Raw genomic sequence first — 26392 nt, 5'->3', positions numbered from 1 at the left:
CGCCGGACAGAGCGGGCATCGGGGCCTGAACCATGCGCTGGGCCTGCCTGCTCCTCCCGCAACTGGCGATCGACGGCATTCTGCGTCGCCATCCTGATCCAGACGCGCCGCTCGCATTGATCAGCGGCCCTGCGCAGCGCCGCGTGCTGCACGCCATCAATCCGGCGGCACGTGCATTGGGATTGCGTCCGGGGATGCCGCTTGCCGCTGCGCAGGCGCTGGGCGGCAGCTTCGCCATGGCCGAGTACGATCCACGCGACGACGAACGCTGGCGCCAGCTGCTGGCCGCCTGGGCCTACCGCTTCAGTTCGCAGGTCAGCACCGACCTTCCACACGCCATCGTGCTCGAAGTCGGCCACAGCCTGCAGTTGTTCGGACCCTGGCCGCGCCTGGAAGCGCAGTTGCGCGAAGAGCTGCGCGCGCTCGGCTTCCGTCATCGCCTTGTCGCCGCGCCGAATCCCCACGCTGCCCGCGTCCTGGCCAACGTGCATGACGGCCTGGGCGTGGGTGAAAACGCGCTGATCAACGCCTTGGGACAATTGCCGGTGGAACGCGCCGGCTTGCCACCGGAAGTCGCGCATTCGCTGTCGCGCATGGGCCTGCGCAAGCTGCGGCAGGTGTTCGCCCTGCCCCGGGATACGTTGAACCGGCGTTTCCCGCGCGAGGTGCTGCAACATCTCGACCGCTTGCGTGGCGCCGATGCGCCGCTGACGTGGTATCAGCCGCCGGACGTGTTCGAAGGCCGCATCGAGTTCGAACACGAAGTCGAATCCAGCCAGGCCCTGCTGTTCCCGCTGCGCCGGCTCACGGCGGATCTTGCCGCCTTTCTGGCTGGCCGCGATGGTGGCGTGCAACGCTTTACCGTCGTGCTGGAACACGAATACATCACGCACAGCGAAGTCGAAGTCGGCCTGCTGGCCGCCGAACGCGAACCGGCAATGTTGTTCGAACTCGCGCGAGGCCGCATCGAGCAGGCGCAGGTACCCGCGCCGGTGCGCGGCATGCAATTGGTCGCGCGCGAACTTCCCGCTTTCGTCCCCGCCGAACGCGACCTGTTCGATCCGCGTCCGCAGCAGGCCGTGCCATGGACGCAGCTGCGCGAGCGCCTGCGGGCTCGCCTGGGCGATGACGCGGTCCAGGAAATCGGCTGGTGGCCCGATCATCGCCCCGAGCACGTCGTCACCGGCGGGAAGCCGCTGCCCAAAACGGCCGTTGCGCCGTCCTTGCTCCGCCCAGGCTGGCTGTTGCCGCAACCGATGCCCCTGCGCGACCGGGTCCAGCGTGTGCTCGCCGGCCCCGAGCGCATCGAGTCGGGCTGGTGGGACGACGACGAAGTCCGCCGCGATTACTACCTGATCGAAACCACGCAGGGGCAACGTGCGTGGGGGTTCCGTAGCGCTGGCGAGCAGGCGGGGCCGTTCATGCTGCATGGGTGGTTCGCATGAGCGGTTGCTTGGGCTTGGGCTTGGGCTTGGGCTTGGGCTTGGGCTTGGGCTTGGGCTTGGGCTTGGGCTTGGGCTTGGGCTTGGGCTTGGGCTTGGGCTTGGGCTTGGGCTTGGGCTTGGGCTTGGGCTTGGGCTTGGGCTTGGCTTTTGTCGTCATCCCGGCGCAAGCCGGGATCCATTTTGACTTTGCCTTGGCCTTTAAAAGAAAAAACAACGACAAAAGCAAAATGGATCCCGGCTTGCGCCGGGATGACGAGCAAAGGCAAAGACAGAAAAAACAAAGACAGCAAAAACAACAGCAACAAGGGCAACGGCCAGCGAGGGCGCCATGACCTCCCTCCCCGCTTACGCGGAGCTCCATTGCCTGTCGAACTTCAGCTTCCAGCGCGGCGCTTCGAATTCCCGCGAACTGTTCGAGCGAGCCAAGCAACAGGGCTATGCCGCGCTCGCCATCACCGACGAATGCAGTCTGGCCGGCATCGTCCGTGCACTGGAAGCCGCGGAAGCCATCGATCTCAAGCTGATCGTCGGCAGCGAATTCCGCATCGAAGACGGCCCAAAACTGGTGCTGCTGGCCGAAACCCTCGCGGGTTACCAGCGCCTATGCCAACTGATAACGCTGGCGCGACGGCGCGCGGAAAAAGGCTCCTATCGCTCGCTGCCGGAGGACTTCGAAGGCATGAACGAAGGGTTGCTGGTGCTGTGGATCCCTGGCGACAAACCTGCTTCGGATGAAGCTCGTTGGATCAAGACCAAGTTTCCGCAGCGCACCTGGCTGGCCATCCAACTGCATCGCGGTCCGGACGACGTCAGTCGCCTGCATTCGCTGCAGCAACTGGCTCTGGAGCTGGACATTCCCGCCGTCGCCAGCGGCGACGTCCACATGCATGTGCGCAATCGCCGCGCCCTGCAGGACACGATGACCGCCATCCGCTTGCATCGCACGCTGGCTGAAGCGGGCCACGCCCTCTTCCCCAATGGCGAACGCCATCTGCGCACGCGCCAGGCGCTATCGGCGATCTATCCCGAACAGCTGCTCGCCGAATCGGTGCGGATCGCACAACGCTGCCATTTCAGCCTGCGCCAGCTGCGATATCAGTATCCACACGAACTGGTCCCGCCCGGCCACACGCCCCGGAGCTGGTTGCGCCGCCTGACAGTGATAGGAATTCGCGAGCGCTGGCAGAAGAAGCACTCGGACGCTCCGCAACGAAGCAAAGCCGTCGAGTTGATCCGCAAGGAGCTGCGGATCATCGCGACGAAGCAATACGAATCGTATTTCCTCACGGTGCACGACATCGTGCGCTTTGCCCGCAGCAGGGAAATTCTCTGCCAGGGACGTGGCTCTGCAGCCAATTCGGCCGTCTGTTACGCGCTGGGCATTACCGAGCTGCAGCCGGGCGAAATGGAACTGCTGTTCGAACGCTTCGTTTCCGAGGAACGAGACGAGCCGCCAGACATCGACGTCGACTTCGAGCACGAGCGCCGCGAAGAAGTCATGCAGTACGTCTTCAACCGCTACGGCCGCGAGCGCGCGGCGCTGACGGCTGTGGCCACGCGTTATCGCGGACGCAGCGCGGTACGCGACGTGGCCAAGGCACTCGGCCTGCCCATGGACCAGATCGAGGAACTCGCCAAGACCATGGACCGTTGGGGTGAGGAAGTGCCGCCAGCGGAATTCCTGCGTGAGCACGGCTTCGATCCGGACTCGCCGGTGATGCGGCGAGTGATCGCCTTGACCGACCAGTTGCTCGGCTTCCCCAGGCACTTGTCGCAACATCCGGGCGGCTTCGTCATCTCCGAATCGCCGCTCTCGATGATCGGTCCGATCGAGAATGCGGCGATGGACGATCGCACCGTGTTGCAGTGGGACAAGGACGATCTCGACGTACTGAAACTGCTGAAGGTCGACTGTCTCGCGCTGGGCATGCTCACCTGCATCCGCAAGACGTTCGAACTGCTGCGCGAGAGCGGACGTCGCGATCTCGACCTGGATCGCGTTCCGCGAGAGGACGAGAAGACCTACGAAATGATCCAGGCCGCCGACACCATTGGTGTGTTCCAGATCGAATCGCGCGCGCAGATGGCTATGCTGCCGCGACTGAAACCGAAAAGGTTCTACGACCTGGTGATCCAGGTCGCGATCGTGCGTCCCGGCCCGATTCAGGGCGACATGGTTCATCCCTATCTGCGCCGCCGCAATGGCGAAGAACCGGTGACTTATCCATCGGAGAAACTCCGGCACATCTTCGAGCGCACTTTGGGTGTGCCGCTATTCCAGGAACAGGTGATGCAGCTCGCGGTCGATGCCGCGGGCTACACGCCGGGGGAAGCCGACCAGCTGCGTCGTTCCATGGCGGCATGGAAGCGCTATGGCGACATGCAGGGCCATCGCCAGCGAATCATCAGCGGCATGCTGAAGAACGGCTATGCGCTGGATTTCGCCGAACGCATCTTCGAGCAGATCAAGGGATTCGGCAGCTATGGATTCCCGGAATCTCACGCTGCCAGCTTTGCCCTGCTCGCCTATGCCAGCAGTTGGCTCAAACGGCACGAACCGGCGGCATTCGCGGCTGCGTTGATCAACTCGCAACCGATGGGCTTCTATTCGCCGAGCCAGATCGTGCAGGACGCGCGACGACATGGCATCGAAGTGCGGCCGGTCGATGTGCGTTACAGCCATTGGAATTGCACGCTGGAATCCCGCGCATCTGATTCAGGTGCGCAACCGGCCTTGCGGCTCGGATTGCGCATGGTCAACGGTTTCCGCGAAGACGCGGCATTGCGCATCGAAGCCGCACGTGCCCGGCAGGCCTTCCGCGACGTGACCGATCTGTGCCTGCGCGCGGATCTTGATCAACGCCTGCGCGGCATCCTCGCTGATGCCGCCGCATTGCGTGGACTGGCCGGACATCGGCACAAGGCGCGCTGGGCGGCCGCTGGTGTGGAAGCGCAGATGCCGCTGCTTGATCCGCTGGGTGCGATTGCGGAGCCTTCGATTTCCCTGCCACTACCCAGCCCAGCCGAAGATGTCCGCACCGACTATGCGATGACCGGGCTCACGCTCGGGCGGCATCCCTTGAGCTTCCTGCGTGCGCAATTGCGGGCGCGCCGCTTCAAGCGTTCTTCGGAAGTGCGCGAGATGAAGCATGGCCAGCGGGTCAGCTTTGCCGGCTTGGTCACCATGCGCCAGCGGCCACAGACCGCGAGCGGCGTCACCTTCATCACGCTCGAGGATGAAGACGGCCTGGTCAATGCCGTGGTCTGGCAGCACGTCGCCGAACGGCAACGTCGCGAATTTCTTGAATCGAGGCTGATGGCCATCGAGGGACGGATCGAACATGCCGACGGCGTACAGCACCTGATCGCCACACGCCTGCATAACCTGACCTCGTTGCTGTCGGGACTGAATACGAGTTCCCGCGATTTCCACTAAACGATGGACGCACTGGCGATGGCTGAGAAGGCGTCCACGAATCCCGGTAGTCTGGAGCCGGAAGTTTCATGGGAGCGATCACATGTACTCGAAGACCCTCTACGCCGGCTGGGGCGACATGGACTTCAACTCGCACATGAGAAATACCGCCTACCTGGACAAGGCGGCCGACGTCCGACAGATGTTCCTGATGGAACATGGCTTCCCGATGGAGGAGTTCTCCCGGCTGAGAGTCGGGCCAGTCGTCATGAAAGATGAGCTCGAATACTTCAAGGAAGTCGGGCTACAGCAACAGATCGTCGTGACCTATGCGCTCGCTGGCCATGCGGAGGACGGAAGCCGCTTCCTGCTGCGTCACGAAATCTTTCGACCGGATGGAAAACTGGCTGCACGGGTAACCAGTGCCGGCGGATGGCTGGACTTGAACGAGCGCAGGTTGATCGCACCACCGCCCGCGCTATTTGCAGCGATGAACTCGCTTGAACGCACGGAAGACTTTGTCGCGCTGCCCTCGAGCATCAAGGCGCGCGCATGACAGGCCTTTGCGCAGAAGCGAAAGCGCGCATTGATCGAATCCGGACGCACAAAAACACTCAGGGCCCGGTTTCCCGAGCCCTGAATGCTTGAAGAGTGGCGTCCCCACGGGGATTCGAACCCCGGTCGCTACCGTGAAAGGGTAATGTCCTAGGCCTCTAGACGATGGGGACGCTGTAAAACTTTTGCTTTCATCGAAATGTTCTTCGCTGAAAGCCGGCCTGTTTTTGAAACTTGTACCAAGTGGTGGAGCCAGCCGGGATCGAACCGGCGACCTCCTGCATGCCATGCAGGCGCTCTCCCAGCTGAGCTATGGCCCCACGGCGCTGGAAAGCGCGCAAGTCTAAAGTAAAAGACGCGCGCTGCAAACATCTTTTTGCTGATGAGTCGAAAGACTCACACCTAAACTCGCACTGCGCTTTCGACAAGCTGCGAGCGAGCCAGCATGGCAACACTGTAGCGCGACAACACCTCGCCAAACTTCAGTTGCGTAATATCGAATGCGTGGATTGCGCCCACACGTGATCGCTTCTTCTCTGGAGAATCTGACGCCACTGCAGGGACGCTTGACCACGCATTCGCGCACCAGCCGCAGTCTTTGTAGAGCGGAGCTTGCTCCGCTGCTTTTCCCGTCGACAAGAAAGAAAAATCAGCGGAGCAAGCTCCGCTCTACAAATCATCGGATGCAAAAACACTCAGGGCCCGGTTTCCCGAGCCCTGAATGCTTGAAGAGTGGCGTCCCCACGGGGATTCGAACCCCGGTCGCTACCGTGAAAGGGTAATGTCCTAGGCCTCTAGACGATGGGGACGCTGTAAAACTTTTGCTTTCATCGAAATGTTCTTCGCTGAAAGCCGGCCTGTTTTTGAAACTTGTACCAAGTGGTGGAGCCAGCCGGGATCGAACCGGCGACCTCCTGCATGCCATGCAGGCGCTCTCCCAGCTGAGCTATGGCCCCACGGCGCTGGAAAGACGAAAAGTTTAGAGGGCCCATTAAGGGGCGTCAAGCCACCTTTTCGATTTCCGGACCAATTTCCTGCCCAATCGGACGCAGGGTGGCGACTCCATGGCCGCTCTCGGCCAGGTATTGGAGCCATTTGCCGAGGAAGGTGTTCATCCGCAGCCGATGTCCGATCACTTCCGCCGGCGGCGGATACATTCCGATCACGTCCTGCCAGCGGCGGCCCACATAACAGTGCGTGGCCTCGACCTGGCGGGCATCGTGATAGACGCGAAGATAGGCCGAAGGATCGGGCTCACCGGTCACCGGGTCGAGCATGCTGTAGGTCAGGCGCAGTTCGGTCGTATAGCGATGCTGCTCCATCACATCCAGCTGCAAAGGCAGGCTATCGCCAATATCCGAGACGTAACGGCCCGGCGCGAGGTCGGCGGGTTCGAACAGACGCTGCAGTCGCGCGTGGTTCTCGGCGTACAGCGCCATCAGCCAGCCGAACTTGCCGAGCCGCAGGCGACCCAGGGTGTCGGTGTGCGTGGTACGGGCAATGAGTTGCTGCATGGACCCGATGCTACACGCGCAACCCTCGCGGCGGCAGCGTTGACGCACAAGTTGAACGCGCCTAAGGTCACAGTTCTTCCCGCGAAAAATCCACTTTCCGCGGCTTCAGCGACATGGGCTCCTGAACGCCCTGTTCAGGGCATCTCGTTCAGTACGTCGGGTTCAGAACATCTCCCGATGGATGCCAAGTGTCGTCAGCACCTTGCTGGCGATTTCCTCGATCGACGTATGCGTCGTACTAAGGGTCGGAATCCCCTCACCCCTAAACATCATTTCTGCCGCCGCGACCTCCCGCTTGCAGGTGTCGAACTGGGCATAGCGGGAATTCGGACGACGCTCCTGGCGAATCTGCTGCAAACGGACCGGATCGATGGTCAGGCCGAACAGCTTGCTGCGATAGGGGCGCAAACGAGCCGGCAGGCGGTCGTGCTCGAGATCCTCCTCGGTCAAGGGATAGTTCGCCGCGCGGATGCCGTAATGCAGCGCCAGGTACACGCAGGTCGGCGTCTTGCCGGCACGCGACACGGCCACCAGGATCACGTCGGAACCGGCATAGTCGGTGGCAGCACCATCGTCATGGGTCAGCGCGAAGTTCATCGCGTTGATGCGGCGGTGATAGGTCTCGAAATTGACCAGGCCATGGGCCTGGCCGATGCGACGCTCCCGCACCTCGCCCAATTCCCGCTCCAGTGGCTCGATGAAGGGCGCAAAGACGTCGAGCATCAACGCCCCGCTCTCGGCCAACGCCGCGCCGACGTTGCTGTCCATGCATGAATTGATCACCACCGGGCGCACGCCGTGCATCTCGCCAGAGGCCCTGATCTTCGCCGCCAATTCCTGGGCGCGCTCGACCGTGCCCACGAAGGGATAGCGATCGGTGACGAACTGGGTCTGGGTGAACTGTGTCAGCAGGCTGTGACCGATCGTCTCGGCGGTGATGCCCGTGCCGTCGGACACATAGAAAACCGGCCGCACTCCAGGCATCGCTTACCTCGTCAAGGGCTTGGTCATTGCTAGAAATCACACCCCGGCAAGTTTGTCCGGGGGCGTCGCAGCGGCGATAATAGCGACCTTTCACATCTACGGCCGCCGCCTCCGGCCCTTACCCCCACGGAGCCCCCGTCTTGAACGAGAACATCCTCTGGCTGCACGCGCTTCGCCTGTCCGACCTGGCCCGCGTGGGCGGTAAGAACTCCTCACTCGGCGAGATGATCGGCAATCTGGCCAATCTGGGCGTCTCTGTCCCGGGCGGTTTCGCGACCACGTCAGAAGCCTTCAAGGACTTCATCGCCCACAACGACCTGCACCAGCGCATTTACGACAAGCTGGCGACCCTGGACGTCGAGGACGTGCCCGCCCTCACCGCCGCCGGCAAGGAAATCCGCGGCTGGGTAATCGAGGCGCCGCTGCAGCCTGAGCTGGATGCCGACATCCGCAAGGCTTACAAGCAGCTGTGCGACGAGAACGGCGGTTCCGACGTCGCCGTCGCTGTGCGTTCGTCCGCCACTGCCGAAGACCTGCCCGACGCCTCGTTCGCCGGCCAGCAGGAAACCTTCCTCAACGTCACCGGTGCCGACGACGTCGTGCACAAGGTCAAGGAAGTCTTCGCATCGCTCTACAACGATCGCGCCATCGCGTACCGCGTCCACCACGGCTTCAAGCACGAAGACGTGTTCCTCTCGGCGGGCGTGCAGCTGATGGTTCGCTCCAACGTCGGCTCGTCCGGTGTGCTGTTCACGCTGGACACCGAGTCCGGCTTCCGCGACGTCGTCTTCATTACCTCCAGCTTCGGTCTGGGCGAGATGGTCGTACAGGGCGCGGTGAATCCGGACGAGTTCTACGTCTACAAGCCCACTCTGCAACAGGGCAAGCCGGCGATCCTGCGTCGCTCGATCGGCGCCAAGCAGCTGCGCATGGTCTACTCGGACAAGCCCGGCGAGCGCGTTAGGACCGAAGAAACGCCGACCGAGCTGCGCAACACCTTCTCGATCAACGATGCTGACGTGCACGAACTCGCCAAGCAGGCCCTAGTGATCGAAAAGCACTACGGCCGCCCGATGGACATCGAGTGGGCGAAGGACGGCGTCAGCGGCAAGCTCTTCATCGTGCAGGCGCGTCCGGAAACGGTGAAGTCGCGCGCGCATGCCACGCAGATCGAGCGCTATGCGCTGCTCAAGCGCGGTGACGTGATCGCCGAAGGCCGCGCCATCGGCAACAAGATCGGCAGCGGCGTCGCTCGCGTCGTGCGTTCGCTCGATGACATGGCCCGCGTGCAGCCCGGCGACGTGCTGGTCGCCGACATGACCGACCCGGACTGGGAACCGGTGATGAAGCGCTCCGCCGCGATCGTGACCAACCGCGGCGGCCGCACCTGCCACGCCGCGATCATCGCGCGCGAACTGGGCGTTCCTGCTGTCGTCGGCACCGGCAACGCGCTCGACACCATCAAGGACGGCCAGGAAGTCACCATCTCCTGCGCCGAAGGCGACACTGGCTACATCTACGCAGGCGCCCTGCCCTTCGAGCGTAACGTCGCCGATCTCGACAAGATGCCGGAGGCGCCGCTCAAGGTGATGATGAACGTCGCCAACCCGGAACGCGCTTTCGATTTCGCGATGCTGCCCAATGCCGGCATCGGCCTGGCACGTCTGGAAATGATCATCGCCAGCCACATCGGTGTGCATCCCAAGGCGCTGCTGGAATACGCGTCGCAGGACGCCGAAACCAAGAAGAAGATCGACGCCAAGATCGCGGGCTATGGCAGCCCGGTCGACTTCTACGTGGACCGTCTCGCCGAAGGCATCGCCACCATCACCGCCTCGGTCGCGCCAAATCCGGTGATCGTGCGCCTGTCCGACTTCAAGTCGAACGAATACGCCAACCTGATCGGCGGCTCACGTTATGAGCCGCACGAAGAGAACCCGATGATCGGTTTCCGCGGCGCGAGCCGCTACATCGATCCGAGCTTCGCCGAAGCCTTCGCGCTGGAATGCCGCGCGGTGAAGAAGGTGCGCGAACAAATGGGCCTGACCAACTGCTGGGTCATGATCCCGTTCGTGCGCACGCTGGAAGAAGGCCGCAAGGTCATCGAAGTGCTGGAAGCCAATGGCCTCAAGAAGGGCGAAAACGGCCTCAAGGTCATCATGATGTGCGAAGTGCCGTCGAACGCGCTGCTCGCGGACGAGTTCCTCGACATCTTCGACGGCTTCTCGATCGGTTCGAACGACCTGACCCAGCTGACGCTCGGTCTCGACCGCGACTCGGCGATCGTTGCCAACCTGTTCGACGAACGCAATCCGGCGGTGAAGAAGCTGCTGTCGATGGCCATCCAGGCCGCGCGCGCCAAGGGCAAGTACGTCGGCATCTGCGGCCAGGGTCCGAGCGATCATCCGGACCTCGCCGAGTGGCTGATGGAGCAGGGAATCGAATCGGTGTCGTTGAATCCGGACACCGTCGTCGACACCTGGCTGCGTCTGGCCAAGGTGAAGGCTGCGGCCTGATCGCTACGCCATGGACCAGGCCAGCACCACGATTTCGCTGAAGGAACTGCACTCGCTGGAACACTGGCGGGCGTTGGCCGAGGTCTACGGCCTGCGCCTGCTGGGTTCGGTGCTGATCCTGCTGATCGGTCTGTGGCTGGCCAAGCGCCTGTCCCGCGCCCTGGATCGGGTGCTGGAGCGCACGCATACGGAGGCCACGCTGCGTGGCTTCCTGCGCAACATCGCCTATGCGGCGATGGTGGTGATCGTGATCCTCGCCGCGTTGCAGGCGCTGGGATATACCCCCGCCTCGCTCCTCGCGGTACTTGGCGCCGCCGGCCTGGGTATCGGTCTTGCGCTCAAGGACTCGCTGTCCAACCTTGCTTCAGGCTTCCAGCTGATCGTGCAGCGCCCGTTTCGGGCGGGCGACTACATCCTCGCGGCCGGCCTCGAAGGTACGGTCGAACAAGTCCGGATTTTCCAGACGCGACTGCGCACGCCGGACAACCGCGTGGTGATCGTGCCCAACAGCCTGATCACGGCCGCGGCGATCACCAACTTCACTGCGACCATGAAGCGTCGCATCGATGTCGCGGCCAGCATCGGTCACGCCGAAGACCTGGCTGCCACGCGCTCTCGTCTGGTCGAGATCGCCAAGACGCATTCGAAGGTACTGCAGGAACCGGAACCGGTGCTGATCGCCACTGGTCTCGCGGCCGACAATCGCTTGAATCTGGAATTGCGCGCCTGGGTTCGCACCGCCGACGTCCAGCAGGCCCGCAGCGAGCTGACCGAAGCCATCCGTAACGGCATGATTGAACTGGGCGTGGGACTGCCCACATCAACGCGCGACGTACGCGTGTTCCATCATGGGATGGATGGGCGTGCGTTGGGCGAGCTGCTGAACAACACCGCTATCGACAGCACCAAGGCGCCGTCTGCACCTGCCGGTCAGATCCCGACCAACGGTTGATCTGAAAGCTGCACCGTCAGCACGCTGTCGTCGCGCAACTACACGACGACATCTATTGACTCAGACCTGACCGCCGAGCTTGCCCATAAACACTCGGTAATGCCGCAGCTCCGCGATCGAATCGTGGATGTCGCTCAGTGCAGTGTGCTTGGCGTCCTTGCGGACTCCATTGAGCACGTCCGGCGCCCAGCGGCGCGCGAGCTCCTTGATCGTGCTGACGTCGAGGTTGCGGTAGTGGAAGTACTTTTCCAGCCGCGGCATGCAGCGATGCAGGAAGCGGCGATCCTGACAGATCGAGTTGCCACAGATCGGCGAACAATTGGCCGGCACCCATTGCGCGAGGAAATCGAGCGTGCGCTGCTCGGCTTCTTCCATCGTGACGCCGTGCTCCAGCACGCGCTGCCATAGCCCGGACTTGCGATGCTGGTTGCGGTTCCATTCGTCCATCCCTTCGAGTCGTTCGAGCGGGTGGGTAATGGCGAACTCAGGGCCTTCGGCGAGGATCTCGAGCTGCGCGTCGGTGACGACGGTGGCGATTTCCAGAATGGAGTCGTTGTCGGTATCGAGCCCGGTCATCTCGAGATCGATCCAGATCAGGCGTTGTTCCTTCTGCGGTTGGGCTGCCATGCGCTCGCACTGTTCGTCGGGACGGCGCATCATAGCCCAGCACGCGGTGACCGCCGCTTCACGATCAACCCGCTCATGCTCGATCCCGGTTCGCCTGGCCACTACGCCATCCTCACCGCGATGCTTGCGCCCGCCTTGCTGATGGCGGCTACCGGCTCCCTGCTGGTATCGGCCAACGCGCGGCTGGCGCGCGTCGTGGACCGGCTACGTTCGCTCATCGTCGCGTGGGAGGAAGAGGCCCCCGACCGCGCCTATCGCGATCTGCAGATCCGTAGACACCGGCAACGTGCCTACCTGGTGCTGCGCGCCTGCCAACTTCTCTACGCTGGGCTGGGCGCCTTTGTCGGCACCAGCCTGGCGTTGGCAATCGATGCTTTCCTGGGATTCCGGTTGGGCGTGATGCCGACCGTATTGGCCATCATCGGTGTGAGCTTCCTGCTGCTTGCCAGTCTGGCGATGGGGAGCGAGGTCAGTCTATCGGTGCGCAGTTTCGACGACGAACTGGATCAGGAACTGTCGCGAAAGCGGAGCTGATCGCGGTTTGGACGGCTGCTGCATTTGTAGCGCTGCGCCTGCGCAGTGCGCTTTTCGCGCCGCAAGGGCAGCGGAGCAAGCTCCGCTCTACAAAACCAAACCGGAATTGGTTTACATCGGCGGCTTGCCGCGCTTGGCGCGGAAGTAGTTGGTGAGCCGCGTACTCGCTTCTTCTGCGAGCACCCCACCCTGCACTTCCACCCGATGATTGTGGCGCGGATCGGTCAGCAGATCGAATACGCTGCCAGCCGCACCGGTCTTCGGGTCGCTTGCACCGTAGACGACGCGACTGACGCGCGCATGCACCATCGCCATGGCGCACATCGCACACGGCTCGAGCGTCACGTAGAGCGTGCTGCCCAACAGGCGATGGTTGCCCAGCCTCACACCCGCTGCGCGCATCGCCACGACTTCGGCATGGGCGGTCGGGTCGCTTTCGGTGATGTTGCGGTTCCAGCCTTCGCCTAGGATTTCGCCTTCCGCCGAGACGAGGACCGCACCCACCGGGATCTCGTCGTCCTCGTGCTGGGCGCGATGCGCCAGCTCGAGAGCATGGCGCATCCAGTATTCGTCGTTACGCGGTTCGGCTGTCACGCAAGCGACTCCGGATCATTCCCACTCGATCGTCGCCGGCGGCTTGCCGCTGATGTCGTAGACCACGCGCGACACGCCACGCAGCTCGTTGATGATGCGGTTCGACACCGTGCCGAGCAGGTCATACGGCAGATGCGCCCAGTGCGCGGTCATGAAGTCGATGGTTTCGACCGCACGCAGCGCGATCACCCACTCGTAGGCGCGCGCGTCGCCGACCACGCCTACCGACTTCACCGGCAGGAACACCGCGAATGCCTGACTGGTCTTGTCGTACCAGCCGGCCTTGCGCAGTTCGTCGATGAAGATGTGATCGGCCTTGGCCAGCAGTTCGGCGTGCTCGCGCTTCACTTCGCCGAGGATGCGCACGCCCAGGCCCGGACCCGGGAACGGATGGCGATAGACCATCTCACGTGGCAGGCCGAGTTCGACGCCGAGACGACGCACTTCGTCCTTGAACAGCTCGCGCAGCGGCTCGACCAGCTTGAGCTTCATGTTCTCCGGCAGGCCACCGACGTTGTGGTGGCTCTTGATCACATGTGCCTTGCCGGTCTTGCTGCCGGCCGACTCGATCACGTCCGGGTAGATCGTGCCCTGCGCCAGCCACTTGGCATTGGCGAGCTTGGCCGATTCCTCGTCGAAGATCTCGATGAAGAGGTTGCCGATGATTTTGCGCTTGGCTTCCGGGTCGTTGACGCCCTTGAGCTTGTCGAAATAGCGGTCGGCCGCATTGACGCGGATGACCTTGACGCCCATGTGCTCGGCGAACATCGCCATCACCTGGTCGCCCTCGTTCCAGCGCAGCAGGCCGGTGTCGACGAAGACGCAGGTGAGCTGCGTGCCGATGGCCTTGTGCAGCAGCGCCGCGACGACGGACGAATCCACGCCGCCGGAGAGGCCGAGGATTACCTCATCATCGCCGACCTGCTCGCGCACGCGGGCGATCTGGTCTTCGATGATGTTCGCGGCGTTCCACAGCGTCTGGCAGCCGCAGATTTCGGCGACGAAACGACGCAGCAACTGCTGTCCCTGCTTGGTATGCGTCACTTCCGGATGGAACTGCACGCCGTACCAACGCTTATCTTCCAATGCCATCGCGGCCACGGGGATGCGGTCGGTGACGGCGGTGATCGTCCAGCCCGGCGGCGCCTTGGCGACATGGTCGCCGTGGCTCATCCATACGTCGATGCGCGGCTCGCCATCGTGGTCGCTCAGGCCACCCAGCAGCGCGTCGTGCGCGACGAGTTCGACTTCGGCGTGACCGAATTCGCGTGCGTCGGCGGCTTCGGTAGCGCCACCGAGCTGCGCAGCGAGCGTCTGCATGCCGTAGCAGATGCCGAGGATCGGCAGGCCGGAATCGAAGACTTCCTGCGGCGCCTTTGGCGCCCCGAACTCCGTGGTCGATTCGGGGCCACCCGACAGGATGATGCCCTTGGCGCCGAACTTGGCGATTTCGGCCGGGTCGTGGTCCCAGGCCCAGACTTCGCAGTACACGCCGATTTCGCGGATACGGCGGGCGATCAGCTGGGTGTACTGCGCGCCGAAGTCGAGGATCAGGATCTTGTCGTTATGGATGTTCGTCGTCATGGGGGCGGCGATCTACGGAAATGGAAAAACGGAGACTCAAAAACAAAGAAGGGAAACTGACGTCTCCCTTCTTCGCTCACATTCAACCCGCGCGATAGTTCGGCGGTTCCTTGGTGATCTGCACGTCGTGCACGTGGCTCTCGCGCGTGCCGGCGCTGGTCACGCGCACGAAGCTCGGCTTCTTGCGCATTTCCTCGATCGTCGCGCAACCGACGTAACCCATCGTCGCGCGTAGGCCGCCGGCGAGCTGGTGGACTACGCCACGCAGCGGACCGCGGTACGGGACGCGGCCCTCGATGCCTTCAGGCACGAGCTTGTCGGCGTCGGAAGCATCCTGGAAGTAGCGATCCTTCGAACCCTGCTCCATCGCGCCCAGCGAACCCATGCCGCGATAGCTCTTGTAACTGCGGCCCTGGAACAGCTCGACTTCGCCCGGAGCTTCCTCGGTGCCGGCGAACAGGCCGCCGATCATCACGGTGGAAGCTCCGGCCACGATGGCCTTGCCGATGTCGCCGGAGTAGCGGATGCCACCGTCCGCGATCAGCGGAATGCGGTCCTGCAGCGCTTCGGCAACCATGTCGACCGCGGTGACCTGCGGCACGCCGACGCCCGCGACGATGCGCGTGGTGCAGATCGAACCCGGGCCGACGCCGACCTTCACCGCATCTGCGCCGTGATCCATCAGTGCCAGTGCGGCATCGCCGGTGACAATGTTGCCGCCGATGACTTGCAGCTGCGGGAAGTTCTTCTTCACCCACTGCACGCGATCTAGCACGCCTTGCGAGTGACCGTGCGCGGTGTCGACCACCACCACGTCCACGCCGGCGGCGGCGAGTGCCGCGATGCGCGCTTCGGTGTCACCGCCGACGCCCACTGCGGCGCCGACCAGCAGGCGTTCGCTGCTGTCGTAGGCGGCGTTGGGGTTGTCGGACTTCTTCTGGATGTCCTTGACCGTGATCAGGCCGCGCAACTCGAAGCCGTCATTGACCACCAGCACCTTCTCGATGCGGTGCTTGTGCAGCAGCTGCAGCACTTCCTCGTCCGACGCGCCTTCGCGCACGGTGATGAGGCGATCCTTCTTGGTCATGATGTGGCGGACCGGATCGTCCAGCTTCTTTTCGAAGCGCATGTCGCGGCTGGTGACGATGCCCATCAGCTGGCCGTTCTCCACCACCGGCACGCCGGAGATGTTGCGGGCGCGGGTGAGCTTGAGCACTTCGGCGATCGTGGTTTCGGGGCCGACGGTGAACGGCTCCTTGATCACGCCCGCTTCGAACTTCTTGACGTGGGCGACCTGCGCCGCCTGCGCCTCCAGGCTCATGTTCTTGTGGATGATGCTGATGCCGCCGAGCTGGGCCATCGCGATCGCGAGGCGGGCTTCGGACACCGTGTCCATCGCCGCCGAGACGATCGGCAGACGCAGGGACAGATTGCGGGTCAGACGCGTGGAGAGCGAAACGTCCTTGGGCAGGACGGAAGAATGCGCGGGAACGAGCGAAACGTCGTCGTAGGTCAGCGCTTCAGCCTGGATACGCAGCATGGGCGGTCCCGGATGGATGAAGCTCGTCATTCTAACCCGTTTCGGGGTTTCGGCGCTCACTAAGTTGGGATGCGTCGTTGCGTAGGGCGGGTTTTAACCCGCCATTGGCATTGCCGAGCGGCGGATCGAGCCCCGCCCTACTCAGCTGTCCGCCGCGTCAGCCGCTTTCAGCGTGTTCTGCATCGCGCCTCGACCAGACTTCACGCGACGGGACGCCGGAACGCGCCGCAGCGCGTGGGAAACCTCGTGCGACGCGCTTACGCGGCTCAACCGGCGGCCTCGGCAGCCTCAAGCGTGTTCTGCATGAGCGTGGCGACAGTCATCGGTCCTACCCCGCCTGGCACCGGGGTGATCCAGCTGGCGCGCTGGGCCGCGGCGTCGAAGCCCACGTCGCCCACCAGGCGCCCGTCGTCGAGCCGGTTGATGCCCACGTCGATGACCACCGCGCCCGGCTTCACCCAGTCGCCCGGGATCAGCTGAGGCTTGCCGACGGCGACCACAAGGATGTCCGCATTGCGGACCGACTGCTCGAGTACGTCCTTGGGGGTGAACTTGTGGCAACTGGTCACAGTGCACCCAGCGATCAGCAACTCCAGCGCCATCGGGCGGCCGACGTGATTGGAGACGCCCACGATCGTCGCGCTCTGGCCGCGTACCGGCCGGTCGGTGTAGGCCAGCAGTGTGGTGATGCCGCGCGGCGTGCACGGACGCAGGCCGAACTGGCGCAGGGCCAGATGGCCGACGTTCTCCGGATGGAAGCCATCAACGTCCTTGCGCGGGTCGATGCGGTGGATCAGCTGGGTGGCGTCGCGGTGGCCCGGCAGCGGCAGCTGGACCAGGATCCCGTGGACCTCGGGGTCGGCATTGAGCTGATCGATCAGGGCCAGCAGCTGCTCGTCGGTGGTGTCCGCCGGCATGTCGTAGTCGATCGCCCGGATGCCGACCTTCTGCGCGGCGCGGCGCTTGTTCTTGACGTATACGGCCGAGGCCGGATCGTTGCCCACTAGCACCACCGCCAGGCCTGGCGCCGGCTTGCCGGCTTTGACACGGGCATCGACCTGCGCCTTGAGGTTGTCGAGCAGATCTTCGGCAATGCGTTTGCCGTCAAGGATGCGGGCGGTCATGCGTGGGCCGGTGGGAATCGAAGCGACGAAGGCGCACATTATCGCCCATCCCCCAACCGATCCGGCCGCTTGCCGGCATTCCATGTCCGATACCGATTTCGAAACCACCCAGATCGAAGCCGCCGTCTTCCGCCGCCTGCGCGAGCACCTGCTCCAGGAGCGTACCGATGTGCAGAACATCGACCTGATGATCCTGGCCGGCTTCTGCCGCAACTGCCTGGCCGACTGGTACCGCGATGCCGCCGAGCAACGCGGCATCACCATGACCAAGGACGAGGCGCGCGAAGCGGTCTATGGCGAACCTTTTCCGCAATGGAAGGCCAAGCACCAACGCGAGGCCTCGCCGGAACAACTGGCCGCGTTCGAGGCTGCGCAGCGTTTGCATAACCAAAGCTAAAGCGATCGGCGAAAGGACGAGGGGAATGCGTCCGGATCACATTGCCGGCGATAGGCTCGAACTCGTAACTCGAACTCGTTAACGCGAGTGCTGCGACGGCCATGATCTGGATCGCGATGCCACTGACGCTGGTGTACCTGGGGCTTTGCGGCTACATGTACGCGCGCCAGCGCGACCTCGTGTATTACCCGCAGAACACCCGGGTGGAGGTTGAGCAGACCGACTTCTCGCTGGTACGCAATGGGGTGAGGCTGCGCGGCTGGGTGGTCAATCCGGGGCAGAAACAGGCCCTGATCTATTTCGGCGGAAACAAGGAGCCGGTACAGGTCAACCGCGACGTTTTTGCCCACTGGTTCCCCAACCACACGGTGTACCTCCTCGCCTATCGCGGCTTTGGCGCCAGTGAGGGCATCCCTTCGGAAGAAGCCCTGGCAGGCGATGCCGTGGCTCTGTTTGACCGGGTACGCAGGCGACATCCCGGGACCGGCGTCGATGTCATCGGGCGCAGCCTGGGAACGGGCGTGGCCGCTCATGTCGCCGCCAGGCGCCCGGTGCGCCGCCTGGCGCTGATCACGCCCTACGACACCCTGGCGCATGTCGGCCAGGCGCATTACCGCTGGCTGCCCATCCACCTGTTGGCTCGCGATCGTTACGACTCGATAGCGAACCTGTCCCGCTACCGCAATCCGCTCCTGGTGGTCCGCGCCGGCAACGACACAGTCATCCCGGCGGCGAATACCCAGCGCCTGATCGATTCCCTGCCCCATCGGCCGCAGGTGCTCGAATTGCCCAGTGCCGATCACGGCAATTTCACCGAAGCACCGGATTTTTTCACCACCCTCACGAACTTCTTTGCGGCGCATACTCGCCGTGCGTCCGCAGGCGCGAAGTCCCGTCGATCGACACCCCGTCCGACCCGGAGAAGGCTGTCATGAACCAAGGCGAGTGCCCGAAGTGCGGCAAGCGGATGTTCCATGTCCGCATCGAGAGCGTGATGGGCCAGAACACCGGCAGCGACGATATCCGCTGCCTCAGCTACAGCTGCATCCACTGCAACGCCGTGCTCCACGTGCAGCTGGATCCCCGCGCGAAGCCGCGGCGCAAGTCCGCTGCGTCGGCCGTGCCCGACCGCGTGACCTGAAGTTCGCAAAATACCCAGTCGCAGAAGACTCAGCCGCCCGAAGGCGGCTGTGCATCGATGGGCGGCAGCGGACACCGCTGCAGATCGGCAGGCATCGGCAGCGGGCATTGCGTGCAGCACTGGGGCTGCGTTGGGACCTCTGGCACGGCCGGCATGCCGCTGGGGGCCGGTAGAGGCTTGAGCTTCAGCAGCGCGACCCAGTCCTGCCGGTTGAAGCTGCACATCGATTCGTTGTCCGGCAGGCAGTCAGCCGGAAGCCCCGTTCGCCGCGGAAGCCCCCAGATCACGCCATTACGATTGAGCGGCAAGACCCTGAGGGTCACGCCCTGCAGAACATTGCCCCCGACGAGATACAGATGGCTGTCGTCATCGGGATTGGCGGCGATGACGATGTCGCAATGCATGTTCAATCCATTGCCGTTGCCACTGGCGAGGAAATCACGCAGCCCTTGTGCGCCAATCGGCTCGCGACCGCGCGCAAAGCAAAGCAGGTCGCCAGCAGCAGGCGTCGCGCTGTCCGGATCGCTCAATACATAAGGCGACGTGTCCGGATGCCGGTACGCGGCGCGGATGAAGTCCATATGGCCCGCCGACGCGGTGAACCCAGGCAGTCCGGCCCGGGTCAGCACGTAGGACACGAATGCCGCCGACCATGGCGTATCGGTCAGGAAGGCGCGGCAGGAGGCGCTTTGCAGGTGTCCATTGCCAGCTGGTGCACTGGTGAAGCTGCAGTCGCTAGCCCCGGGATATCCGGCCATCTGCCCCAGCAGGCCGCTGCCTTTCCAGTAGTCGGCCACGCGCTGCCAGGCAGGCGAACCATCCTGCAGGCGCAGGCGTTCGGACTCGGCCACCGTGATGCTCGCCAGTCGACCCTGCGCGTCGATGAACGGCCCGTACCACATCGCATTTTCGCTGCAGGCGAGCAGCGCGATGCGAGAGGCATAGCTCGGCGGCGATTGCGGAATCCTTTCGCACAGATTTCCCGCTGAAGCGACCCTGGCCAATGCCAGCAGGCCGATTGCAGCGGCCGCCCTGCAGGAAACGATGTCCGACCATCCCTTCCGCCCGCTACCGCTGCCCATCGCGACCTCCGTCAGCTTCCCGCGCAGAACCTCGCGTAGTCGATGTAGCCCGGGAACTCGCGCCCCGGCGCGCATACCGCGCAATCGTGGTCCGCACGCAGGCGGGTTTCGCGGAAACGCATCGCCAGCGCGTCGAAGTTCAGCAGGCGCCCCGCGAGCGCATCGCCGATCCCGAGGATCAGCTTGATCGCCTCGGTCGCCTGCAGCAAGCCAATGACGCCGGGCAGCACGCCAAGCACGCCGGCCTCGGCGCAATTGGGCGCGGCTTCCGGCGGTGGCGGTTCCGGAAACAGGCAGCGATAGCACGGTGCCTCACCACGATGCCGGCCCGCATCGAAAACGCTCACCTGCCCTTCGAAGCGATGCACGGCGCCATACACCAGCGGCTTGCGCAACTTTACGCAGGCATCGTTGAGCAGGTAACGCACCGGAAAGTTGTCGGCGCCATCGACGACTACATCCGCGCCTTCGATCAGGCGTTCGACATTGGCGGCGGTGATGCGTTCGGGAAAACTCTCGATCTTCAGGCGCGGATTCAGGGCGGACAGCGCAATGCGCGCCGATTCGACCTTGGCGACGCCGATGCGCGCGTCGGTATGCAGGATCTGCCGCTGCAGGTTGCTGCGATCCACGACGTCATCGTCTGCCAATACCAAGGTGCCGACACCGGCCGCGGCCAGATAGTAGGCAGCAGGCGATCCGAGCCCGCCTGCACCCACCATCGCCACGCGCGCGGCTTCGAGCCGGCGCTGGCCGGCTTCGCCTACTTCCGGCAGGCGCAGGTGGCGCGAGTAGCGGTCGTAGAAGTCGGTGTCGATCTCCGGCTTCGTCAAAGGTAGGCCGTCGGCGATCCAGCGCGTGGTGCCGCCCTCGACCGAAGCAAGGTTGCTGTAGCCAGCGAGCTCCAGGGCCTGTGCGGCCTTCATCGAACGCGCCCCACTCTGGCAGATCAGCAGAACTTCCATATCCGTCTGCGCGAGCGTGGCGTGGGGATCGGCTTCGAGATCGGCACGCGCGATGCCCACCGCGCCAGTAGCGAAGCCGGTCGCGCGCTCGTGCGCTTCGCGTACGTCGACGAGCACCGCGCCGGACTGCTGGCGGCGCAGTGCTTCTGCCGGGGAAATGATGACAATGGCCATGAGCACATTATCGCTTTACGGCATGCACCAAGCCTAATGGGATCGATAGGCGCCTGGGGCGGGTGCAAGACCCGCGCTATAAGGGAATTACTTCGACGACATGACCTGCCGCGTATCGCTGCGAGCCCTCCGGCACCACGATCAGCACGTTCGAATCTGCTGCGGCGCGCAGTCGGTGCGATCCGGTGGCCGCGTTGGCTTCGACATGAAGTGCGCCATTGCTGCCACTGGAGAGGTGGCCGCGGATGAATTCCCGACGCGGATGCACCTTGTCGAGCGGCGCAACCAGTTGGGCATGCCAAACCGGCCGGGATTCGCCTCTTCCTTGCAAGGCGTCGATCAACGCGCGGCCAAAGGTCAGATACGTCGCCAGAACCGACACCGGATTGCCCGGTAGGCCGAGCAGGCGGGACTGATCGAGACTGCCGAACAGCAGCGGCATGCCTGGCTTCATCTTCACCTTCCAGAAATGCGTCTGTCCGAACTGGGCCAGCACGCCCGGCAGGTGATCCTTCTCGCCCGCGGACACGCCACCGGCAGTGATGATCAGATCGAACGCGCAACCGGCATCGCGCAGTGCGATTTCCACCTGTTTGGGATCGTCGGACAATCGCGGCCATGCGGTTGGCTCAAGCCCATCCGCGCGCAGCAGCCCCATCAGCAGATCGCGGTTGCTGTCGTAGATCTGGCCGTGCGCCAAAGGCATTCCGGGCTCGACCAGCTCGTCACCGGTGCTGAAGACCGCCACGGTCGGCTTGCGCGAAACGCGGAGCGACGCTACTCCCAATGAGGCCGCAAGCGAGACGCGGGCAGGCGTGAGCATCTGTCCCGCCTGCAGGACGAGGTCTCCTGCGCGCACATCTTCGCCGGCACGACGAACATTTGCACCGAAGGCTGTTGTGCCCGGCACGATTATCGTTGTGTCTTCGAGCCGGCAGTTTTCCTTGATAGCGACCGTGTCCGAACCCGGTGGCATCGGCGCGCCGGTCGTAATGCGCGCGCATTCGCCCGGTTGCAGCGAGAGCGGTTGGGCGAGGCCCGCGAACTGTTCGCCGACCAGGCGCAGCGCGGTTTCGTTGCCCTGCAAGTCAGCCTGGCGGAATGCGAAGCCGTCCATCGCACTGTTGTCGAAGGGCGGCAGCGGCATCGACGCGACAACGTCCTCGGCCAGTACGCGCCCGTGGCAGCGCGACAGTGCAAGCGACTCGGTTTCGAGACGGTGTCGGACTGCGGTTTCGCGCAGCAGCGACATGGCTTCGTCGAACAACAGGCCCGTGGGGAAATCAGTCATGGCGAATCCCCGCAGCTAGCAGGTCGTCGGGAGTGTTGAGGTTGCCGAAGCGTACGCCATTGAAGTGCACCGCTGGCATTTGCAGTCGGGCCTGCAAGGCATGGATGGCTCTTTCGTTGCCCTCGATCGCAGCGCCTGCCGCCGGCAAGGCAACTTCGACATTCCACAGTGCAACGAGTGGCTGATCGCCGTCTTCGTCGCGCGCAAAGGCACCATTGGGTGCGCGTTCCGCGCATAGCGTCTGCGCCAGGCAATCGTTGACGCCGACCAGGTCAACCGGAAGGGTCAGCAACCAGGGCGTACGGCAATGCGCCAGCAGCGCCTCGATGCCTGCGATTGGGCCGAAGTCGCCTTCAACACGATCAGCGACGGCATCGATGCCTGCTTCCCGGTAACGATGAAAATCGCGGTTGGCACTGACCAGCATCGCGCTGGCTTCAGCGGCAAAGCGACGGCGCCAGCGCAGCACCTGCGGGACGCCGTCACGCTGCATCCACGCCTTGTCGACGCCACCCAGCCGCGTGGCGCGACCACCGGCAAGAACGCCCAGCGTCAGCTGATCCGGCGGAATGATGGGAAGCAAGGACAGTGCCGTGCGATGCCCGCGCAGGCGTTACTTGCCGCGCTTCACGTGCCGGATCATGCGACGTTTCTTCGCCACCTGGCGTTCGGTCAGCACGTTCTTCTTGCCCTCGTACGGATTGGCGCCTTCCTTGAAGACGAACCGCACCGGGGTGCCGACCAGCTTGAAGCGTTTGCGGAAGAAGTTTTCCAGATAGCGCTTGTAGCTGTCGGCCAGCGTGCGCAGGCGCGTGCCGTGGATGATGAACGTCGGCGGATTCACGCCACCCGGATGCGCAAAACGCATCTTGGCGACATGACCGCGCACCACGGGCGGCGGATTGGTTTCGTAGGCGATTTCCATCGCCTTGGTGACTTCGCTGGTACCCAGCTCTGTGGTTGCCGAACGGTGCGCACGATGGATCGCGCTGAACAGCTCGCGCAGGCCCGAGCCATGCTTCGCGCTGATCCGCACCTTCTCGGCCCATTCGACGAAGGACAGCTTGCGCATCAGCAGATTCTCGGTCTGCTGGCGCTGGTATTCGGTCTGGTTGTCCCACTTGTTGACCGCAACCACGAGGGCACGACCTGCATCGAGCGCATAGCCGAGCACGCTGGCGTCCTGGTCGGTCACGCCTTCGCCGGCGTCGAGCATTACCACGGCGACCTGGCATTCCTCGATCGCAGCGAGGGTTTTCACGATCGAGAACTTCTCGACCACCTCCTCGACCTTCGACTTGCGGCGCAGGCCGGCGGTGTCGATCAGGCGATACAGGCGGCCGTCGCGTTCCATGTCGATCGAGACTGCATCGCGCGTGGTGCCCGGCACCTCCGACGCGATCATCCGCTCTTCGCCCAGCAGTCGGTTCACCAGCGTCGACTTGCCGACGTTGGGGCGACCGATGAAGGCGACACGGATGCGGTTCGGGTCGTTGTCGAGCTCGACCGAGCTGCCGGCTTCGGGCATGCGCTTCTGGATGTCGACGAGCAGCTCGTCGATGCCCATCCGGTGCGCGGACGAAATCGCGATCACATCGCTGAAGCCGTAGCGCGCGAATTCCGCCATCGCAGCGCGGGCGTCGATGCCGTCGGTCTTGTTGACCACTAGCACCGTCGGCCGGGCGGCTTTGCGCAGCCATTTCAGAATGTCGTCGTCGAGCGCGGACGGACCTTCACGGCCATCGACCACGAACAGGACGAGGTCGGCCTCCTCCGCCGCGGCGCGGGCCTGGCGCGCGGTGGCGCCGGCCAGGCCCTCGTCGTGACCTGCAATGCCGCCGGTGTCGACCACGGCGAAATGGCGCAGGCCCTCCGGCCGGCAGACGCCGTAGTTGCGATCGCGGGTCACGCCGGGCTGGTCGTGCACCAGCGCGTCACGGGTACGCGTCAGTGCGTTGAACAGTGTCGACTTGCCGACATTGGGGCGGCCCACCAGGGCGACGAGGGGAAGCATGCAAACCTGCCAATCAAGGGGGCGGATCGGGACGAGCCTTCGAACCGCACAAACAATAACCCCGGCCACGGGCCGGGGTCATGCAAAAGACCAACCGAGGGTTACTGGCCGAGGCGGAACGCGGCCAGCTCGCCGTCGATGTCCTGGGCCACGAGGATGCCGTCGGCGACTACGGGCGAACCCCGCAGCGCGTCCCCGCTGACACGGGCGCGCGCGGCAAACTCGCCATTTTCCAGCTTCATCCAGTGCAGATAGCCATCGTAGTCACCGACCACGGCGTAATCGCCCTGTACCACGGCGGACGTCAGCAGGCGGTGCGCCAGTGCGGGCTGCTGCCAGAGGGATGCACCGCTGCTCTTGTCGAGCGCATACACGCTGCCAGACGAGTCGGCGACGACCAGTCGATCGCTGCCAACGCCCAGGCGTCCCGCGCCACCGAACTGCGAAGCCCAGATCCCACGACCGTTCGACGCGTCGATGGCCACGGTCTGCTTCTTGAAGCTGGTCGCGTACAGGGTGCTGCCGTCCAGCGCCGGGGTGCCGTCGACATCGGCAAGGCGATCCAACTCGCTACGGCCCTCCTGCACTGCCACCGGCAGGTTCCACAGCGTGTGGCCATCGGTAGCCGCCAGGGCACTGACCGAACCATCGTCATTGCCGGCAAAGACGTAGCCCGGACCCACGACCACGGCATCGTTGCCACGCAGGCTCAGGTTGGGGACTTCGTACACCCAGAACCAGCGGCGCTCGCCGCTGGCGGCATCGAATGCCGTTACATGCCCGTCGTTGGAACGCACGAACACGCTGCCCAGACCAATGGTGGGGGCGGCTATGACTTCGGCCGGAACCTTGGCCTTCCACTTCTCGGCGCCTGTCGCGGCATCGAGCGCGATCACTTCGCCTTCAAGGCCGCCGATCACCACCAGTCCATCGCCAGCGCCCGGACCACCGGAGAGGCGCAGCTTGCTTTCGTAGCGCCAGACCTGCTTGCCGGTCTGCAGGTCGAAGGCATGCACACCTCCTTCCAGCGCCGCGGCATAGACGCGACCATCGGCAATGACCGGGCCCTGTCGGACACCCGTGCGCCCTTCACCCTTGCCTGCCTGCGCCGACCAGAGCTTGGTAACCGTCGCCGACGGTGCAAAATCGGTCAGGGCTGCGGGTTCGTTCGGCTTTTCCTTCTTTTTGCCGCCGAACCAACCCTGGACCGTGGAGCAACCGGTCAGCGCGAACGCGCACAGCAGCACCGCGGAAGAACGCAGCAATACCGGTGCGGCCGGCATGCGGAAGGTCGGGCTAGTGTTGGACGTCATCAGGACTGGCTCTCGGTCTTGGGGGGCGTACCGCCGGCTTCGGTGAGCTTCAGCTCGAGCACGCGACGCTGCGGCGCACCGACTTCCGCCTTGAGCAGGGCCTTGTTATAGCTGTCGCGAGCCTGATCGCGCTGGCCGAGCGCCAGCTGGGCGTCGCCGCGGATTTCGAGCGCGGCCAGCGAATCTGCATTCGCCATCAGCTTGAGCGCGGCGTCGGCCTGCTTGGTATCGATCAGCAAACGCGCCAGGCGCTGATTGACGATGGCTGCCACGGCGGGGTTCTGCGTCTGGATGGACTTCAGGGTCGCAATTGCGGCTTGCGTCTGATTGGCCTGGATCTGCGACTTGGCCAGCTCCAGCTGCGCGAGCGCCCGGAAGATTCCTTCCGGCACCGCCTGCGCCTTGGCGGTTGCAGCCTTGTCATTCGCCTGGATCGCATCTACGGCAGCCTGGTAGTCAGCCGCTGCCTGCGACTGCTTCGCGTCCTGGTGGCGTTGCCACCATTGCCAGCCGCCGATGGCCGCAAGGCCCAGCGCGATGCCGAAGATGAGAGCGCTGCCGTTGCGGCGCAGCCATTCGCGGACGCGCTCGCTCTGTTCGTGTTCGTCTAGAAGTTCGTCGATCGCCATGG

General features: G+C 64.1%; 25 protein-coding genes and 4 tRNA genes. 9 read left to right on the top strand and 20 right to left on the bottom strand.

The features are described from left to right. Positions 1-32: 32 nt before the first annotated feature. On the top strand, positions 33-1445 hold the full coding sequence (locus tag ACYVGK_RS13045) for a Y-family DNA polymerase (protein WP_460734329.1): 1413 nt from the start codon (positions 33-35) through the stop codon (positions 1443-1445). On the opposite strand, the gene ACYVGK_RS13040 is transcribed toward ACYVGK_RS13045, so the two are convergent. Next, positions 1420-1602, bottom strand: a complete 183-nt coding sequence (locus tag ACYVGK_RS13040) for a hypothetical protein (protein WP_460734327.1) — start codon at positions 1600-1602, stop codon at positions 1420-1422. The two genes, ACYVGK_RS13045 and ACYVGK_RS13040, sit on opposite strands and share 26 nt — an antisense overlap. A 41-nt stretch (positions 1603-1643) precedes the next feature. After that, positions 1644-1775 carry a hypothetical protein gene (locus tag ACYVGK_RS13035; protein WP_460734325.1) on the bottom strand — a complete coding sequence of 44 codons (132 nt, stop codon included), beginning with the start codon at positions 1773-1775 and terminating at the stop codon, positions 1644-1646. Between ACYVGK_RS13035 and ACYVGK_RS13030 the strand changes: the two genes are divergently transcribed. Both ACYVGK_RS13030 and ACYVGK_RS13025 read left to right on the top strand, forming a co-directional pair. Then, entirely contained in the window at positions 1774-4881 is a 3108-nt protein-coding gene (locus ACYVGK_RS13030) for an error-prone DNA polymerase (protein ID WP_460734323.1), read from the top strand. The genes ACYVGK_RS13035 and ACYVGK_RS13030 overlap by 2 nt on opposite strands. An 82-nt stretch (positions 4882-4963) precedes the next feature. Further along, positions 4964-5416, top strand: coding sequence for a thioesterase family protein (locus tag ACYVGK_RS13025; protein ID WP_460734321.1), 453 nt, complete (start codon positions 4964-4966; stop codon positions 5414-5416). A 96-nt stretch (positions 5417-5512) separates the two neighbouring features. Here the strand turns inward: ACYVGK_RS13025 and ACYVGK_RS13020 are convergent. From ACYVGK_RS13020 to ppsR, 6 genes are all read right to left on the bottom strand, one after another. Beyond that, positions 5513-5588: transfer RNA gene (locus tag ACYVGK_RS13020), tRNA-Glu, on the bottom strand. Positions 5589-5659: 71 nt separating this feature from the next. Continuing rightward, positions 5660-5735: transfer RNA gene (locus ACYVGK_RS13015), tRNA-Ala, on the bottom strand. Positions 5736-6148: 413 nt separating this feature from the next. Then, positions 6149-6224, bottom strand: a tRNA-Glu gene (locus ACYVGK_RS13010). Between the two features lie 71 nt (positions 6225-6295). Further along, positions 6296-6371 (bottom strand) — tRNA-Ala (locus tag ACYVGK_RS13005). A 45-nt stretch (positions 6372-6416) separates the two neighbouring features. Beyond that, complete coding sequence (locus ACYVGK_RS13000; RefSeq protein ID WP_460734319.1) at positions 6417-6929, bottom strand: DUF1249 domain-containing protein; 513 nt, start codon at positions 6927-6929, stop codon at positions 6417-6419. 162 nt (positions 6930-7091) lie between these two features. Next, positions 7092-7913: a posphoenolpyruvate synthetase regulatory kinase/phosphorylase PpsR gene (gene ppsR / locus ACYVGK_RS12995; RefSeq protein ID WP_460734317.1), complete on the bottom strand. Its 822-nt coding sequence runs from the start codon at positions 7911-7913 to the stop codon at positions 7092-7094. Positions 7914-8053: 140 nt separating this feature from the next. Between ppsR and ppsA the strand changes: the two genes are divergently transcribed. Both ppsA and ACYVGK_RS12985 read left to right on the top strand, forming a co-directional pair. Continuing rightward, the gene (gene ppsA / locus ACYVGK_RS12990) at positions 8054-10429 is read left to right on the top strand and encodes a phosphoenolpyruvate synthase (protein WP_460734315.1); all 2376 of its coding nucleotides are present in this window, start codon (positions 8054-8056) and stop codon (positions 10427-10429) included. Positions 10430-10439: 10 nt separating this feature from the next. Further along, positions 10440-11381 carry a mechanosensitive ion channel family protein gene (locus tag ACYVGK_RS12985; protein WP_460734313.1) on the top strand — a complete coding sequence of 314 codons (942 nt, stop codon included), beginning with the start codon at positions 10440-10442 and terminating at the stop codon, positions 11379-11381. Between the two features lie 60 nt (positions 11382-11441). Here the strand turns inward: ACYVGK_RS12985 and orn are convergent, their stop codons facing one another. After that, positions 11442-12008, bottom strand: coding sequence for an oligoribonuclease (gene orn / locus ACYVGK_RS12980; protein WP_460734311.1), 567 nt, complete (start codon positions 12006-12008; stop codon positions 11442-11444). 75 nt (positions 12009-12083) lie between these two features. On the opposite strand from orn, the gene ACYVGK_RS12975 reads away from it, so the two are divergent. Further along, positions 12084-12542 carry a DUF2721 domain-containing protein gene (locus tag ACYVGK_RS12975; protein ID WP_460734309.1) on the top strand — a complete coding sequence of 153 codons (459 nt, stop codon included), beginning with the start codon at positions 12084-12086 and terminating at the stop codon, positions 12540-12542. Between the two features lie 111 nt (positions 12543-12653). Here the strand turns inward: ACYVGK_RS12975 and tadA are convergent, their stop codons facing one another. From tadA to folD, 4 genes are all read right to left on the bottom strand, one after another. Beyond that, positions 12654-13136, bottom strand: coding sequence for a tRNA adenosine(34) deaminase TadA (gene tadA / locus ACYVGK_RS12970; RefSeq protein ID WP_460734307.1), 483 nt, complete (start codon positions 13134-13136; stop codon positions 12654-12656). Between the two features lie 15 nt (positions 13137-13151). Further along, complete coding sequence (guaA, locus tag ACYVGK_RS12965; protein ID WP_460734305.1) at positions 13152-14720, bottom strand: glutamine-hydrolyzing GMP synthase; 1569 nt, start codon at positions 14718-14720, stop codon at positions 13152-13154. 82 nt (positions 14721-14802) lie between these two features. Then, a complete protein-coding gene (guaB, locus tag ACYVGK_RS12960; protein WP_460734452.1) occupies positions 14803-16260 on the bottom strand; it encodes an IMP dehydrogenase in 1458 nt (485 codons plus the stop codon). Between the two features lie 266 nt (positions 16261-16526). After that, positions 16527-17384 carry a bifunctional methylenetetrahydrofolate dehydrogenase/methenyltetrahydrofolate cyclohydrolase FolD gene (gene folD, locus ACYVGK_RS12955; protein ID WP_460734303.1) on the bottom strand — a complete coding sequence of 286 codons (858 nt, stop codon included), beginning with the start codon at positions 17382-17384 and terminating at the stop codon, positions 16527-16529. A gap of 82 nt (positions 17385-17466) precedes the next feature. Between folD and ACYVGK_RS12950 the strand changes: the two genes are divergently transcribed. From ACYVGK_RS12950 to ACYVGK_RS12940, 3 genes are all read left to right on the top strand, one after another. Next, a complete protein-coding gene (locus tag ACYVGK_RS12950) occupies positions 17467-17781 on the top strand; it encodes a DUF1244 domain-containing protein (protein WP_460734301.1) in 315 nt (104 codons plus the stop codon). 101 nt (positions 17782-17882) lie between these two features. Beyond that, positions 17883-18716: an alpha/beta hydrolase gene (locus ACYVGK_RS12945; RefSeq protein WP_460734299.1), complete on the top strand. Its 834-nt coding sequence runs from the start codon at positions 17883-17885 to the stop codon at positions 18714-18716. Beyond that, positions 18713-18922 carry a hypothetical protein gene (locus tag ACYVGK_RS12940; RefSeq protein ID WP_460734297.1) on the top strand — a complete coding sequence of 70 codons (210 nt, stop codon included), beginning with the start codon at positions 18713-18715 and terminating at the stop codon, positions 18920-18922. Before ACYVGK_RS12945 ends, ACYVGK_RS12940 begins: the two co-directional genes overlap by 4 nt. Before the next feature lie 29 nt (positions 18923-18951). Here ACYVGK_RS12940 and ACYVGK_RS12935 read toward each other — a convergent pair whose 3' ends face one another. The 7 genes from ACYVGK_RS12935 to ACYVGK_RS12905 form a co-directional block, all read right to left on the bottom strand. Continuing rightward, a complete protein-coding gene (locus tag ACYVGK_RS12935) occupies positions 18952-20004 on the bottom strand; it encodes a DUF2272 domain-containing protein (protein ID WP_460734295.1) in 1053 nt (350 codons plus the stop codon). A gap of 11 nt (positions 20005-20015) precedes the next feature. Beyond that, positions 20016-21143 carry a molybdopterin-synthase adenylyltransferase MoeB gene (gene moeB / locus ACYVGK_RS12930; RefSeq protein ID WP_460734293.1) on the bottom strand — a complete coding sequence of 376 codons (1128 nt, stop codon included), beginning with the start codon at positions 21141-21143 and terminating at the stop codon, positions 20016-20018. 76 nt (positions 21144-21219) lie between these two features. Further along, the gene (locus ACYVGK_RS12925; protein WP_460734292.1) at positions 21220-22434 is read right to left on the bottom strand and encodes a molybdopterin molybdotransferase MoeA; all 1215 of its coding nucleotides are present in this window, start codon (positions 22432-22434) and stop codon (positions 21220-21222) included. Beyond that, positions 22427-23017 (bottom strand): molybdenum cofactor guanylyltransferase, encoded by a 591-nt coding sequence (gene mobA / locus ACYVGK_RS12920; RefSeq protein ID WP_460734290.1) that lies wholly within the window; start codon positions 23015-23017, stop codon positions 22427-22429. The genes ACYVGK_RS12925 and mobA overlap by 8 nt, the downstream gene beginning before the upstream one ends. A 30-nt stretch (positions 23018-23047) precedes the next feature. Further along, complete coding sequence (gene der / locus ACYVGK_RS12915; RefSeq protein WP_460734288.1) at positions 23048-24448, bottom strand: ribosome biogenesis GTPase Der; 1401 nt, start codon at positions 24446-24448, stop codon at positions 23048-23050. A gap of 101 nt (positions 24449-24549) precedes the next feature. Continuing rightward, positions 24550-25731, bottom strand: a complete 1182-nt coding sequence (gene bamB / locus ACYVGK_RS12910) for an outer membrane protein assembly factor BamB (RefSeq protein ID WP_460734450.1) — start codon at positions 25729-25731, stop codon at positions 24550-24552. Positions 25732-25760: 29 nt separating this feature from the next. Then, positions 25761-26390, bottom strand: a complete 630-nt coding sequence (locus tag ACYVGK_RS12905) for a YfgM family protein (RefSeq protein WP_460734286.1) — start codon at positions 26388-26390, stop codon at positions 25761-25763. Positions 26391-26392 lie beyond the last annotated feature (2 nt).

Source organism: Lysobacter tyrosinilyticus (genome assembly GCF_054779815.1).
The sequence above is the reverse complement of the archived record's forward strand: the minus strand, read 5'-3'. Positions and strand labels throughout refer to the sequence as shown.